The organism is Mycetocola saprophilus (assembly GCF_000718085.1).
Taxonomy (GTDB): domain Bacteria; phylum Actinomycetota; class Actinomycetes; order Actinomycetales; family Microbacteriaceae; genus Mycetocola; species Mycetocola saprophilus.
Window position 1 is genome coordinate 379,604 of sequence record NZ_JOEC01000001.1, and the last position, 14,628, is coordinate 394,231.

Sequence of the window (14,628 nt, forward strand, 5' to 3'; positions counted from 1 at the left end):
GCCCGAGGCCCCATCGGGGCGCATAATCTATTCATCCCCGCAGGCCAAGGAGCCCCCACGTGACCGTTGTTGCCATCGCCATCTTTGTGATCACCCTGGTGCTGGTGATCTGGCAACCCCGAGGACTCGGCATCGGCTGGAGCGCGCTGGGCGGTGCCGCGCTGGCGCTGCTCACCACCGTTGTGAGCCTGAGTGATATCCCCACCGTCTGGGACATCGTGGGCAACGCGACGTTCGCGTTTGTGGGGATCGTGCTGATCTCGCTCATCCTGGACGAGTCCGGACTCTTTGAGTGGGCGGCCCTGCACGTGACCCGCTGGGGACGCGGTAACGGTCGCGCGCTGTTTGTCCTGGTGATCCTGCTGGGGGCGGTGATCTCGGCGCTGTTTGCCAACGACGGGGCGGCGCTGATCCTCACCCCGATCGTGATCCAGATCCTGCTCGCCCTGAAATTCTCGGCCCGCGCCTCGCTGGGGTTTGTGCTCGCCTGCGGTTTTATTGCCGACGCCGGCAGCCTGCCCCTGGTCATCTCCAACCTGGTCAACATCGTCAGCGCCGACTACTTCGGGGTGGATTTTGCCCGCTATGCGCTGGTCATGGTTCCGGTGGGGATCGTGACCGTGGCGGCAAGCCTCGGCGTCCTCTACCTGGCGTTCAGACGCTCGATTCCCCGGCGCTACGATCCGGCCTCGGCAGCCGACCCGCGCTCGGCGATTCGCGATCCGCTGACCTTCACCGCCGGTTTTGTGGTGCTCGGGGTGCTGCTGGTGGGCTATTTTGTGGCCGATCCGCTGCACATCCCGCTCTCGATCGTGACCGCCGTGGGCGCGCTTGCGCTGATCCTGGTGGCCGCCCGGCAGCCCGCGTTCCTCTTTAGCCGGGCGAAGTCCCTCGAAGCGGGTGAGGGGGCGGGCACGGCACCCGATGGGAGCGTGCGGCTGCGGCGCATCTCGGTCACCAAGGTCGTCCGCGAGGCACCCTGGCAGATCGTGATCTTCTCGGTGGGGATGTACCTGGTGGTGTACGGCCTGCGAAATCAGGGCCTGACCGATCACCTGGCCGGGGTGTTTGCCGAGCTGGGCAACCACGGCGTGTGGATCACCGCCCTGGGTGTCGGCGTGATCGTCGCGATCCTCGCCTCGATCATGAACAACCTGCCCACCGTGCTGATCGCGGCCCTGGCCATCGGCGCCGCCGGGGCCACCGGGCTGACCCACGAGGCGATGATCTACGCCAACGTGATCGGTTCGGACCTCGGCCCCAAGATTACCCCGATCGGCAGCCTGGCCACGCTGCTGTGGCTGCACGTGCTGGATCGCCGCGGCATCCACATCGGCTGGGGGCGCTACTTCAAGACCGGCATCGTGCTGACCCTGCCGGTGCTGGTGATCTCGCTGGCGAGCCTGGCCGGCTGGCTGCTGATCGTCGGATAGCGCACCCGCGCGCGACCGCGGTGTCCGCCCGGCTCCCTGGGGAACCGGACGGATGCGAGGGGTGTGGTGGGGTACTAGCTCACCGCGCGGCGGCGACGGGCGCCGATGAACAGCACCGCGCCCAGGGCGATCAGGGCACCGATCGGCAGGGCAAACCCGGCGGCGTTTTCACCCGTGTGGGCGAGGATTCCGCCCGCAACCGCGGCGGCGTGTGCCGACGGGGAGGCGGTCCCGGGCGGAGCGGCCGGCGCCGAGGCGGTCGGGGTGCTCGAAGCCGGGGTCGAGGCGGTTGGGCTCGGGGTTGGCGTGGGATTCACGGCCCGGGCCTTGACGGTGATCGTCACCGAGGTGTCGAGCGGGTTGGTGCCCGGCTGGTCTTCATCGTTGACCGCGGGGACCGCGCGCAGTGCTTGGAGGTCCATCGGTGCCTGCGGGTCGCGCTCGATCAGGTACACGGTCACCGGGACCGTGTAGACACCGGGGGTGGTCGCGGTGCCGGACAGGGTGAAGGTCATCGGGGCGACGGGCTGGTCACCCGCGGCGCGGGCCGCCAGCGCGGGGAACTCGGGTTCGAGGTTATCCGTGGCCGTCAGCTGCAGACCCGCGGGCAGGGTGCCCACGTGGATCACCGGCTTATAGGTGGGGTGGGCGAAATAGTGGAAGTCGATCAGTCGCTGGTCGAAGGAGGCTTCGACATCCTGCGAAATCGCGACGTTCGCGTCCACGGTGGTGCCGGTGAGCGGGATCAGCGAGTCCCGAACCCCCCGTGGTCTCACCAAAGTGCCGCTTAAGTGCCGGGAGGGTGCCGCGCACGAAGTCGAGGGCCGCCTGCTGGGAGGACTCGAATCCGGCCACATAGTCCTGCACGAGCACCGTGGTGGTGAAGGTGCTGGCACCGGTGGTGGCGATGCTGATGTTGCTGGGGAAGGTGGCATCCGGGGTGAAGGTCGGCGCGCTACCGTTGGTGTCCACCGCGAAGCCCAGGACCGGGCCGAAGAGCTCCGGGCCATCCCAGGCGAGGAGGGTGTTGCCCTTCTGTTCGGTCTGCGTGCTCTGATCCGAGCCCAGGTTGGCGAACAGGGTCGAGGTGACGTTGGCGGTGTTGCCCCCGGTGATCGAGTACGACCAGCGCCCATAGTTACCCTGGAAGGTGAGCACGAGCTTCACGGTGAAGTTGCCGTACAGCTCGGTGCCGGTGTTGCCGGTCAGGGTCAGGGTCGAGGTTCCGCCCTCGTTCAGGTCGAGATCGGTGGTGCTGGCGGAGAATTCCCAGGAGCGATCGCCCTCGGTCAGTGCCAGACCGACGCCGACGCCGGTGGCGGTGGCGCGGCGGGTTCGGGTGCCCGCGCGGAGGGGGGGAGGGGTTCACAGGATCCAATCGGGGTGGATTCGCAGCGTCATGGGTCGACAGCAGGGTGTCGGTGTGATGCGAATAATCGCTTGACACCGTAGTGGAAAATCCCAGGAGACGTGAAGCAGTGTAGCGAATATTTCGCCCGTGTTACCCGAGTGGACCCGGGATGCCCAAACGCCCCGCCCCCGAGCCGAACGATCGGCGCGGAGGCGGGGCACGGTGCGGGGCGCCGTTAGCGCTGGCTGGCCACAAACGCCACCATCTCGCGCACCCGCTCCAGGGTCAGGCCCATCTTCCAGGACACCAGCTTGATGATCGGCACCTGCTCCACCATCCGCAGCAGCTCGGGGGCACCGCCGGCGGCAAACGCCTCCATTCGATCCCGAACGCTCTGCAGCAGCCGGCCACCCACCGGGTGCGCAAACCACTCACCCACGGTGGAGTACTCGCTGAGCTCGGGCACCCAGCCGTCTCCGGGCACCTCGATGGTCTCGCTCAGATGAATGCGCCGGGAGGAGGAGCCGACCTGCACGGTGTAGGCCCCGGCATCCACGCGCCAGCGGTGCTGACCCGAGTCCCAGGTGGCGAAGTCGCGGGCGCTCAGGTTCAGGGTTACCCGCTCGCTTTCCCCGGGGGCCAGGTGCACCTTGGCGAATCCGCGCAGCTCGTGCGCGGGACGGGTCGGAGTGCCCTCGGTGGTGCCCACATAGAGCTGAACCACCTCGGATCCGGCGCGCTTGCCGACGTTGGTGATGGTGGCCGACACCACCCAGGTGTGGGGATCGGTGCCCGGCACCACGGCGAGATCGGCAAAGTCGAAGCGGGTATAGCCCAGGCCGAAGCCGAACTCATAGGCGACCGGCACATCCAGCGTGTTGTAGTGGCGGTAGCCCACATAGACGCCCTCGCCGTACCCCACGTGTCCGTCGCGTCCGGGGAAGTGCAGGAATGACGGGGTGTCCGAGAGGCGCAGCGGGATGGTTTCGGTTAGGCGGCCGCCGGGGGAGGACAGGCCAAACAGGACCTCGGCGGTGGCCAGGCCGCCGCCCTGGCCCAGCAGCCAGGTTTCCAGGATCGCCTCCACCGAGGATGCCCACTCCGCCACCTCGACCGTGGCCCCATTGGAGAGCACCACGACGATCGGGATGTTCAGGGTGGTCAGGCGTTCAAGCAGCGCGAGCTGCCCGGCGGGCAGCGCCAGGGTGTCGCGGTCAAAGCCCTCGGATTCGAAGCCGTCGGGCAGGCCCAGGAACAGCAGGATCTGCTCGGCGCCGGTCGCCGCGTTCACGGCCTCCTCGGCCAGGGACGCGGCGGTGTCCGGGGTATCGGTGAGCGAGAATCCGGGCGCAAAGGCGACGTTTTTGGCGCCGATCAGCGCGGTAATCTCCTCGAGGGCGCCGGATAGGCGGGTGGGAACTACGCGGCTGGATCCGCCACCCTGATAGCGCGGGGTGCGGGCGAACTCGCCGATCACCGCGATCCGCGCGCCGGCGGCGGGATCCAGCGGCAGCAGGTCGCCCTCGTTGCGCAGCAGGACCATCGCCTCGGCGGCGGCATCGGCGGCCAGGCGGTGGTGGGCGTCCACATCCACCGGATCGGTCGCGAGTGCCGGGTCGGTGGTGCGCGCGCCCAGCAGGCGCAGGCGCTCCGCCACGGTGTCCAGCACGGCCTCGTCGAGGGTGCCATTGTTGACCGCGTCCACAATTTCGGCATCCGTCTCCGACGGCGGCATCTCCAGATCGAGGCCCGCGGCTACCGAGGCGACCCGGTCATTCACCGCGCCCCAGTCGGACATGAGCACGCCGTCAAAGCCCCACTCGCCGCGCAGCAGGTCCGTGAGCAGCGCCGGATCCTCGCTGGCGAAGGTGCCGTTGATGCGGTTGTAGGCCGACATCAGCGCCCAGGGCTGCGCCTCGGTCACCACGTGCTCAAACGCCGGGAGATAGATTTCGCGCAGGGTGCGCTCATCCACATCGGCGCTCACCCGCATCCGGTCGGTCTCCTGGTTGTTGACCGCAAAGTGCTTGGGGGTTGCGGCCACGCCCCGGGACTGGATGCCGCGCACCAGGGCGGCGGCGATCCGTCCGGTGATGTGCGGGTCCTCGGACACGTACTCAAAGTTGCGCCCACCCAGCGGGGAGCGCTTGATGTTCATGCCCGGACCCAGCAGCACGTGCACCCCCTGCGCGCGGGCCTCGCGGCCCAGCGCCTCGCCGATGCGGTGGGCGAGGTCCACGTTCCAGGAGGATCCGAGGCCCACGGCGGGCGGGAAGCAGGTGGCCGGGACGCTGTCGCCGATGCCGAGGTTGTCGCCGCCCTCCTGCTGGCGACGCAGGCCGTGCGGCCCGTCGGTGAGCATCAGGCGCGGGATGTCCCCGGCGGCAGTGGAGTACCAGGTGGCGCTGCCCGAGGTGAGCGAGGCCTTTTCTTCGAGGGTCAGCTCGGCGGGGGAGTCGGGGGAAGGGGATGTCATCGAATCGGTGTCCTTTCGGGGTGGCCCGCGGTAACGCCGGGGCGATACTCGGGAAAACTGGGAGCCGGCCGCGGGGTGATCCCCAGGGTGCGCAGAAAGACCACGAGTGAATCGTAGGTCGTGACGCGGTCCGGCGCGAGCATCCACTGCAGCTGCAGGCCGTCGGCGAGGGCGACAAACTGGCGTGCGGCATCCAGCGGGGAGATGTCCACCGGGGGCGGCGACTCGGCAAAGAGCTCGGCGAAGGCGCGTCCGGCCACCGTGCACAGCAGCTCGTAGCGGTCGGCGAAGAAAACGTGCGCCGGATGCTCGGGGTCGGTGGCCTCGCTGGACACCTTCACAAACAGCGAGACGATGCCCGGGCGATAGACGTTGTCGTGGATCACATGCAGCGCCCATTCAAGCACCTCGAGCCCGTGGGCACCGTCGCGCAGCTCGGCGATATCCGAGCTGTCTCGGCGGCGCAGCACCTCGAGTAGCAGCTCGTCCTTGCTGCCGAAGTGGTGCAGGAGACCTACGTGACTGATGTGGGCGTTGGCCGCGATCTCGCGGATCGAGACGCCCTTGAAGCCCGATTCGGCAAACAGCTCAAACGCCGAGTCGATGATGCGGGTGCGGGTTTGCCCGCCCTTGCGAGTCGGGGGCGTGGGGGTCACAGGGTCTCATCTCCTCGCTGAAATTCGGTGTGCGGCGGCGCGAATGCCCCGCTGAAAATAAAAAGTACCACATGGTAGAAAAATGTGTATAGGATGACGTACACCCCAACTGGGGACCCCCAACCCGATCCCGATTTCGATCAGTGATCTAAGCAACGAGGTTTAGAACTATGAAACTTGGAAAGTGGAGTGGCTTTGCCGCACTCACCCTCGCCACGGGTGTTTTGCTGTCCGGATGTGCGGGCGCAGCTCAATCTCCGGCGGCATCCGACACCCTCAACATCGCCACGCTAAGTATCCCGCAGAGCCTGGACCCCACCGCCGCCACCGGCAGCAACGTGCCGTTCTTCCAGGCGGTCTATGACACACTGATTCGACGTCAGGCCAACGGGGACTTCACCCCGATGCTCGCCACCAAGTGGGAGTACAACGCCGACAACACCCAGCTCACCCTCACCCTGCGTGACGACGTGAAGTTCCACGACGGTACACCCTTCAATGCCGAAGCGGTCAAGGCCAACATGGACCGGTTCCGAACCAGCACCGGTGGCGATTCCAAGGGGCTCAAAAACATCTCCGAAATCACCGTCGTAGACCCCACCCACGTCACCATCACGCTGAGTGCCCCGGACCCCAGCCTGCTGTTCCGCCTGAGTGACTCGGCGGGTCTGATGGCCAACCCGGCCGCGTTTGCCAACCCGGACGCCCTGAAAACCACCCCGGACGGTACCGGCCCCTATCAGCTGGACAAAAGTAAAACCGTGATCGGCACCAAGTGGGTTTACGACCGTGATCCCAAGTACTGGGGCGACAAGCTGCCCTATCAGACGCTGACCCTGAGCGTCTTCGACAACGAAAACGCGATTGTTAACGGCCTGAAGACCGGTCAGATCGACACCGCGCTGCTGCAGAGTGCCGATCAGCGCGCCGCCGCCAAGCAGGACGCACAGCTGAAGATCCAGGACTCCAACGTCGACGTGCAGAGCATCATCCTGTTTGACCGCGCCGGTGCGATGGTCCCCGCGCTCGGCGACGCCCGCGTGCGTCAGGCGCTGAACTACGCCATCGACCGCGACACCATGCTCAAGCAGATCCGTCAGGGACTGGGCACCACCACCAGCCAGATGTTTGGCACCGACACCCTGGGCTATGACAAGTCGCTGGACAACTACTACACCCACGACCCCAAGAAGGCCAAGGAACTCCTGGCCGAGGCAGGCTACGCCAACGGGTTCGACCTGACCCTGCCGCGGATGGCGGCCATCGTGGACGACGCGCTCGCCGCCTCGCTCAAGGCCGACTTCGCCGCCGTGGGTGTGAAGCTCACCTGGCAGGACGTCGACCAGGCCACCGCACTCAAGCAGATCTTCACCGATAAGGGCTTCCCCGGCCTCGTGCTGAGCCTCGGTCAGCCGGCAAACGACTGGCTGATGATCTCCAGCCAGCTGCTGCCGGGCTCGTTCAACATCTTCGGATACACCGATCCCGAGGCCACCGAACTGGTGAACAAGATTCAGCACGAGTCCGTCGCCGATTCGAAGGCCGACGCCCAGGCGCTCAACAAGCACATTGTTGAGCAGGGGTGGTTTGTTCCCTTCTATCGCCAGACCTATGCCCTGGTCACCGACGGCAGCGTTAACGTGACCCAGCAGTCGGGTATGGCCGTGCCGTCGATCTACAACTACACCCCGGCCAAGTAACAGGTAAGGCTCGTCCCCACGACCATGATTTCCTTTCTCATTCGACGGCTCCTGGCGAGTATCGTCCTGCTGTTTGTCATCTCGGCAATAACATTCCTTCTGCTCTCCGCCCCGCACACCGATGTGGGACGTGTCCTGCTCGGTCAGGCGGCGGAGCAGAGCCTCGTTGACGCAAAAAACGCGGAGCTCGGGCTCAATCAGCCGGTACTCGTGCAGTATCTCACCTGGTTGGGTAACGCACTCCGCGGTGACCTGGGTTCGTCCTGGTTTACCAGCGAGAATGTGCTCAGCGCGATTGGCAACCGGATCCCGGTCACCCTCTCCCTGATGGTGGGTGTGACCCTGATCACCGCGGTTGTCTCGTTTGCGCTGGGGATCTGGGCCGGTGTGCGCCGCGGCGCCGCCGACCGGTTTGTCCAGATCATCGGGGTCGTGGGGTACGCCCTGCCCGGCTTCCTGGTCACCCTGATCATGGTGCTGGTGTTTGCGGTACAGCTGCGCTGGTTCCCAGCGATCGGCTACGTGGACTTCTTCACCTCCCCGGCGGGCTGGCTCTCCACCGTGACGCTGCCGATCCTGGCGCTCTCGGTCGGATCGATCGCCGGGGTCTCCCAGCAGGTGCGCGCCTCGGTTATCGAGGTCATGCGTAAGGACTACGTGCGCACGCTGCGCTCGCGGGGGCTCAGCCCGCGCCGGATCATCTTCCGGCACGTGCTGCGAAACGCCTCGGCCCCCGCCCTCACGGTGCTCGGCATGCAGTTTGTGGGCATGCTGGGCGGCGCGGTCATCGTCGAGCAGATCTTCGGTCTGCCGGGTATTGGCAGCATGACCGTCTCCTATACAACCCGGGGTGATATCCCCATCATCATGGGCCTGGTGATGTTCACGGTGATCGGCGTGGTGGTTATTAACCTCCTCGTGGACGTCGTGGTGAGCTGGCTCAACCCGAAAGCGAGACTCGCATGAGTGATCCCATTCCGGACTCGACCGCCGCGATTGCGCTGGCCCCCACGGCCCGCCCGGTCACCGCGTTCCGCCGCTTCCTGAGCAAGCCCCTGGCCGTGGCCGCGGCGATTGTGCTGGCCCTCGTGGTGCTGGTGGCGATCTTCGCGCCGCTGCTTGCCCCGTTTGATCCCGGTGCCTCCTCGCTCAAGGATGCCTTCGGTCCCGCCGACGGAACCCACCTGCTGGGCTTCGACTCGGCCGGGCGCGACGTCTTCAGCCGCCTGATCTGGGGTGCCCAGAACACCATGAGCGGTGCGGGCATCGCGCTGATCGTGGCGCTGGTCCTGGGCATCCCGACCGGTCTGATCGCCGGTTACTACGGGCGCTGGTTCGATTCGGCCTCGAGCTGGATCGTGAACCTGGTGATGTCCCTCCCGGCGATGGTGGTGCTGCTGGCTTCGCGGGCGATCCTCGGCCCGACCGTCTGGGTCCTGATGATCGTGATGGGTGTCCTGGTGGCCCCGAGCTTCTTCCGCCTGGTGCGCGGCATCGTGGGCAATGTCCGCAACGAGCTGTATGTGGACGCCGCCCGGGTGTCGGGTCTGCGGGACTGGCGCATCATCGGTCGCCACGTGTTCATCGTGGTACGCGCGCCGATCATCATTCAGGTGGCTCTGGTGGCCGGCGTGGCCATCGGGCTGCAGGCGGGTCTGGAGTTTCTGGGAATCTCCAGCGGCGACACCCCGACCTGGGGTGCGATGCTCAACGAGGCGTTCCAGAACATTCAGCGCGCGCCACTGCTGCTGCTCTGGCCCGGTCTGGCTCTGGGCCTCACGAGTGCCTCGCTGGTGCTGCTAGCCAGCGGTCTCTCCGACGTGCTGGGCGAGCGCGGTGCCCCCGCGGCCCGCCGCCGCAAGAACAAGAACGCCGCCCCCGCGGACGTGGTTCCCAGCACCTCGGTGCCGGCCCCGGAAACCCGCGGTGCGCTGCTCTCGATCCGCGACCTGGCCGTGAGCTACGAGCTGGCCGACGGGAGCGACCGAGAGGTTGTGCACGGCATCAATCTGGACATCGAGCCCGGGGAAATCCTCGGCCTGGTGGGGGAGTCAGGTTCGGGAAAGAGCCAGACGGCGTTCTCGATCCTGGGCATCCTGCCCGAGGGCGGATCGGTCTCCCGCGGCAGCGTGACCATTCAGGGCACCGAGGTCATCGGCCTGGCCGAGAAGAAGCACCGCGAGCTGCGCGGCACCGTGGTGGCCTATGTGCCGCAGGAGCCGATGAGTAACCTCGATCCGTCCTTCACGATCGGCGATCAGCTCGCCGAACCGCTGCGCGTGCGCCTGGGACTCTCCAAGCAGGCGGCCAAGGCGCGAGTGCTGGAGCTGCTGCAGATGGTGGAGATCGCCGATCCCGCCCGCACCTTCGCCGCCTACCCGCATGAAATCTCCGGTGGCATGGCGCAGCGCGTGCTGATCGCCGGGGCCATGTCCTGCGACCCCGACCTGCTGGTGGCCGATGAGCCCACCACCGCGCTGGATGTGACCGTTCAGGCCGAGGTGCTCAGCCTGCTGCGTCGCCTGCGCGCGGACCGCGGCATCGGCGTGCTGATCGTGACCCACAACCTCGGCGTGGTTGCCGACCTCTGCGATCGCGTGGCGGTCATGCAGCAGGGTCGGATCGTCGAGCAGGGCACCACCGAACAGATCCTGGTTACCCCCGAACACCCCTATACCCGCCAGCTGCTGGGGGCCGCACTCGACGGTGTCGACGCGCGTCCCGAATGGCAGCCCCGATCCACGGAGGTCTCCGCATGACCCGGGAAAACTCGCTCCTTGAGGTCAACGACGTGCGCGTCGCGTTTGGCAGCAAGGGCTTCCGGAAGTCCCCCAACGAGGTACTGCACGGCGTCTCCCTCGACGTCCGTGAGGGCGAGACGATGGGGCTGGTGGGGGAGTCGGGCTCCGGCAAAACCACCATCGGCCGGGCGATCCTCGGGCTGGCCCCGGTCTCCGGGGGCGAGATCCTCTTCCAGGGGAAGCGGATCGACAACCTCTCGGCCCGGCACCGCCGCTCGCTCAGCCGAGACATTCAGGTGGTGTTCCAGGATCCCTACACCTCGCTGAACCCGGCCATCTCGATCGGGGACACCCTCTCCGAGCCGCTGCTCGCCCAGGGCTACACCTCGCGCGACGCCAGGCGCCGGGTGGGCCAGCTCCTGGATCGGGTGTCCCTGCCCGCGGATGCGCTGGAGCGGCTGCCGCGGGAATTCTCCGGCGGTCAGCGACAGCGGGTCGCGATCGCCCGGGCGCTGGCGATCAGCCCCAAGCTGATCGTGTGCGACGAGGCCGTGTCGGCGCTCGACCTGACGACCCAGCGCACGGTGCTGGAATTGCTGCTGGAGATCCAGGAGCAGACCGGGGTGTCCTACCTCTTTATCTCGCACGACCTGGCGGTGGTGCGCTATATGAGCCACCGCATCTCGGTGATCTACCGCGGCGACATCGTCGAGACCGGCACCGCGCGGGGGGTCACCGACAACCCGCAGAACCCCTACACCCGCAAGCTCCTGCTCTCGGCCCCGATCGCGCAGCCCGCCGAGCAGGCAGCGCGCCGGGCCGCCTATGAGCGCGAGTTTGCGTCCACCCCGCGATAATCCAGACGGTAAGGAAGCCCTCCCCTGATGACACACACAACCCCCTCACCCCTGGTTCCACTGCCCGCTTCGGTGCACCTGGGCGACCCGATTGCGCTGGGTGAGACCCTGCGGATCGAGGCCGCGCCCGGGCTCGATGCGGTCCTGGACACGTTTGCCACGCTGGCCCGGCGCACCCGCGGGGTGGAGGTCGAGCCCGTTGCCGTGGGGATCGACGCCCGGATCCGGGTCGAGCTGGGCCTCGACCCGGAGTCCACCGGGATCGCCCCGGCCGCGGGTTTTGACCCGCGGCCGGTCCCCGCCGACGAGCGCTTCACCATCGACACCCACGAGGGCCTTGTTCTGCTGCGCGCGGCCTCTTCCGAGGGGGCGTTCCGTGGCCTGGTCACGATCCTGCAGGCGCTGGACACCTCGGGTTCCGAGCTCGTGCTGCCCGCGCTCACGATCGTGGACGGCCCCGCCTTTGCCTGGCGGGGACTCTCCTTCGACACGGTGCGGCACCTCTACCCGACCGCCGAGATCGAGGCGGTGATCGACCTGCTGGCCTATCACCGCATCAGCGTTCTGCACCTGCACCTGAGCGACACCCAGGGTTGGCGGCTGGAATCCACGGCCTATCCGCGGGTCGCCTCGGTCTCGGCCACGGGGGAGCGTGAACACTGGACCCGGGAGGAGTTCCGGGCACTGATCACCTTCGCCGCCGAGCGGTTTATTACGATCATTCCCGAGCTGGATCTGCCCGGACACACGGCCGCGGCGATCGCCGCCTATCCCGAGCTGGATACCCCCGGTACCTTCGATCACCCGCAGGTGAAGTTCCTCTCGCCCGAGAACCCGGAGGCCGTGACCTTCGCGACCACGGTCCTGAGCGAGCTGGCCGAGATCAGCCCCGGTCCCTACCTCCACATCGGTGGGGATGAGGCCTTCGGGATGCCGGATGAGCAGTACGCGGACTTCGTCGGTCTGCTGCACGCCCACGTGCGCGGCCTCGGCAAGCGGGTCATTGGCTGGCAGGAGGCTGCGCGGGCCGAGGTCTTCGAGCCGAGCGACGTGCTGCAATTCTGGATCGCCGAGAAGGACGCCTTCGACGCCGACGCCATGCGTGCCAGCGTCCCCGAGGAGTACCTGCCGCTGGTCGAGCTGGCCGCAAAGACCTTCGCCCATGCCCCCGGGGATATCGGCCTGGCGACCGCGCGGGAGACCCCGATCCTGGTGTCCTCCTCCTCGCCGCTGTACCTGGATCGCCGGCACGCCGAGGGCCGGGTGGATGCCGATGGCACCCCGCTCGCCGTGGCCGCGGGTGAGCCCGGGTTCCCGCACTATGCGGCCGAACCGACCTCGGGCCTGAACGATTGGGATCCCGTCGCCCACGCCCGCACCGCGCTGAACGATGCCCGGGTGGTTGGGGTCGAGGCGGCGATCTGGGCCGAGACGATCGAGTCGATCGACGACCTGGCCTTCCTGCTTCTGCCGCGCCTCCCGCTGGTAGCCGAGCGGATGTGGCGGGCCGAGCCCCGAGAGTGGGCCGACACCGCCGCGCGACTGCGCGCGCAGACCCCGGTGTGGGACGCGCTCGGATTCGGTGGCTACTATCGCTCGGCCGAGGTCTTCGGCACCGCCGAGGCTCGGGCATGAGCACCCCGGCCGCCGCGCGCCTGGCCGCGACCCCCGAGCAGATCGCGCTGGCGATCGATATCGGCGGGACGACCATCAAGGGCGCCGCGCTCACGCGATCCGGTGAGGTGTGTGCGGAGATCACGGTCCCCACCCGGGAACAGCAGCGCGGCCCGCTGGACGGCGTCCGCCTGGTCCTCACCGAGCTGCAACGAGAGCTGGGGGAGGGCGGGCGCGAGGCACACCGGGTGGGCCTCGCTTCGCCGGGGCTGATCGACACCCCCACCGGCACCGTCGGCTATTCGGCAAACCTCGGCTGGCGCGACCTCGCCCTCACCGACATCATCGCCGCGGAGTTCGGGCTGCCCGCGGTCCTGCTGCACGATGCCCGCGCGGGTGCGGTGGCCGAGCGTTCGGCGCTGGCGGCGGCCGGGGAGCCCGATGCCTCGCTGGCCTTCGTGCCGATCGGCACCGGTATCGCCGCCGCCCTCGTGGACGGCGACCGGTTTGTGACCGGCGGTGCCGGCGGCGCGGGGGAGTTTGGGCACATCGTGGTGGTGCCCGGCGGCGAGGCCTGCCCGTGCGGTCTGGCCGGATGCGTGGAAATTTACGCGTCGGCCGCCAACATCGTCCGCCGGTACCGGGAACGCGGCGGCGTGGCCTCCGGTGCCGACCAGGTGGCCGCGCGGATCCCCACCGATCCCCGGGCCGCCGAGGTGTGGAGCGACGCGGTGGACGCGCTGGCACGTGGACTCGCCGCGCTGACCGCGATCCTCGATCCCGCCCGCATCGTCATCGGCGGCGGGCTGGGCCTGGCAGGGGATACCCTGCTGATCCCGCTGCGCGCGCGCACCCGCACCCTGCTGCCGTGGCGGCCGGTCCCGCCGATCGGAGCGTCGGCCACCGGGGCACGAGCCGGTCTGGTTGGGGCGGGTGTGGCCGCCTGGGGCGAGGAGGGTCCCGATGCGGGCTTTGTCGCCGCGGCGATCCGCCACCTGGAGGAGGCTTCCGGGGCCGCCGGAAATCACGGTCAGCGCGCCAGCTAGCGTGTTGTGGTCTCCACCGGCAGCCCGATCGCACCCAAATAGGTGAGGATCGAGCGCTCCAGATTCACCGTCTCGGGGGCATACTCCCACTGAATCTGCAGGCCGTCGGAGAGGGCCACCATATGCTGGGCCGCCTGATCGGCGGGAACCAGCGGCGTGGTCATGCCCAGGCGCGCATAGGTGCGGGCAATCGAGTCGCTGATCAGCTCCTGCGCGGTCTGATAGCGCGTCACGAAGTGCTGGTGGGCGGGGTGGGCGGGATCGGTGGCCTCGCTGGAAATCTTCACGTACAGCGGGATCATGTGCGGCTGGGTGGTGATGCGGTGTAGGTGATCCAGGTACCAGCGCAGGTCGATCAGCGGATCCTCGGAGCTCTTCTGCGCCTCGTGCAGCGCGGTGAGCTGCTCGCGCAGGCTGTGCTCATCGGTGATGTCTCGGGACACCATGATCCGCATCAGGATCTCGTCCTTATTGGCAAAGTGATGCAGCAGTCCCACGTGGGTGATCTCGGCGCGGGCGGCGATCTCCCGCAGCGACACCGCGTTGAATCCCGACTCGGCAAACAGCTCAAGGGCCGCATCGAGAATGCGCTGCTGGGTGCGAGCCCCCTTGGAGCCCTTTTTGGGGATCCGGGCGCGCGATTGTGCCATCGTCAGAACGGCCGGGGCGGTGCCGGGTTCGGGTCGTTCCGAGGTGCTCATGACCCCCAAGCTTACGGGCATTCGGTCGCCGCGAGCGTCTATTACAGGCGTGT

At 67.8% G+C, this 14,628-nt stretch carries 12 protein-coding genes; 7 read left to right on the forward strand and 5 right to left on the reverse strand.

Features of this window, described 5'->3' with window-relative positions:
- Positions 1-59 precede the first annotated feature (59 nt).
- A complete protein-coding gene (locus tag IE92_RS0101675; protein WP_030143142.1) occupies positions 60-1,433 on the forward strand; it encodes an arsenic transporter in 1,374 nt (457 codons plus the stop codon).
- Between the two features lie 74 nt (positions 1,434-1,507).
- On the opposite strand, the gene IE92_RS17065 is transcribed toward IE92_RS0101675, so the two are convergent.
- The 4 genes from IE92_RS17065 to IE92_RS0101700 form a co-directional block, all read right to left on the reverse strand.
- Positions 1,508-2,158, reverse strand: a complete 651-nt coding sequence (locus IE92_RS17065) for an LPXTG cell wall anchor domain-containing protein (protein WP_156027361.1) — start codon at positions 2,156-2,158, stop codon at positions 1,508-1,510.
- Complete coding sequence (locus IE92_RS0101685) at positions 2,067-2,600, reverse strand: hypothetical protein (RefSeq protein ID WP_030143913.1); 534 nt, start codon at positions 2,598-2,600, stop codon at positions 2,067-2,069. Before IE92_RS0101685 ends, IE92_RS17065 begins: the two co-directional genes overlap by 92 nt.
- A 419-nt stretch (positions 2,601-3,019) precedes the next feature.
- On the reverse strand, positions 3,020-5,260 hold the full coding sequence (locus IE92_RS0101695; protein WP_030143146.1) for a glycoside hydrolase family 3 C-terminal domain-containing protein: 2,241 nt from the start codon (positions 5,258-5,260) through the stop codon (positions 3,020-3,022).
- A complete protein-coding gene (locus IE92_RS0101700) occupies positions 5,257-5,916 on the reverse strand; it encodes a TetR/AcrR family transcriptional regulator (RefSeq protein ID WP_081863796.1) in 660 nt (219 codons plus the stop codon). The genes IE92_RS0101695 and IE92_RS0101700 overlap by 4 nt, the downstream gene beginning before the upstream one ends.
- Positions 5,917-6,086: 170 nt before the next feature.
- Between IE92_RS0101700 and IE92_RS0101705 the strand changes: the two genes are divergently transcribed.
- Genes IE92_RS0101705 through IE92_RS0101730 form a run of 6 tightly spaced genes read left to right on the forward strand, consistent with a single transcriptional unit; the run spans position 6,087 to position 13,874 of the window.
- Positions 6,087-7,616 (forward strand): ABC transporter substrate-binding protein, encoded by a 1,530-nt coding sequence (locus tag IE92_RS0101705; protein WP_051701474.1) that lies wholly within the window; start codon positions 6,087-6,089, stop codon positions 7,614-7,616.
- Positions 7,617-7,640: 24 nt separating this feature from the next.
- Positions 7,641-8,582: an ABC transporter permease gene (locus IE92_RS0101710; protein WP_030143149.1), complete on the forward strand. Its 942-nt coding sequence runs from the start codon at positions 7,641-7,643 to the stop codon at positions 8,580-8,582.
- Positions 8,579-10,375, forward strand: a complete 1,797-nt coding sequence (locus IE92_RS0101715) for a dipeptide/oligopeptide/nickel ABC transporter permease/ATP-binding protein (RefSeq protein WP_081863797.1) — start codon at positions 8,579-8,581, stop codon at positions 10,373-10,375. Before IE92_RS0101710 ends, IE92_RS0101715 begins: the two co-directional genes overlap by 4 nt.
- Positions 10,372-11,214 carry an ABC transporter ATP-binding protein gene (locus IE92_RS0101720; RefSeq protein ID WP_030143151.1) on the forward strand — a complete coding sequence of 281 codons (843 nt, stop codon included), beginning with the start codon at positions 10,372-10,374 and terminating at the stop codon, positions 11,212-11,214. Before IE92_RS0101715 ends, IE92_RS0101720 begins: the two co-directional genes overlap by 4 nt.
- Positions 11,215-11,241: 27 nt before the next feature.
- Positions 11,242-12,849: a family 20 glycosylhydrolase gene (locus tag IE92_RS0101725; protein ID WP_051701476.1), complete on the forward strand. Its 1,608-nt coding sequence runs from the start codon at positions 11,242-11,244 to the stop codon at positions 12,847-12,849.
- Positions 12,846-13,874, forward strand: coding sequence for an ROK family protein (locus tag IE92_RS0101730; RefSeq protein ID WP_051701477.1), 1,029 nt, complete (start codon positions 12,846-12,848; stop codon positions 13,872-13,874). The genes IE92_RS0101725 and IE92_RS0101730 overlap by 4 nt, the downstream gene beginning before the upstream one ends.
- Here IE92_RS0101730 and IE92_RS0101735 read toward each other — a convergent pair.
- Positions 13,871-14,575: a TetR/AcrR family transcriptional regulator gene (locus IE92_RS0101735; RefSeq protein ID WP_051701478.1), complete on the reverse strand. Its 705-nt coding sequence runs from the start codon at positions 14,573-14,575 to the stop codon at positions 13,871-13,873. The genes IE92_RS0101730 and IE92_RS0101735 overlap by 4 nt on opposite strands.
- Positions 14,576-14,628 lie beyond the last annotated feature (53 nt).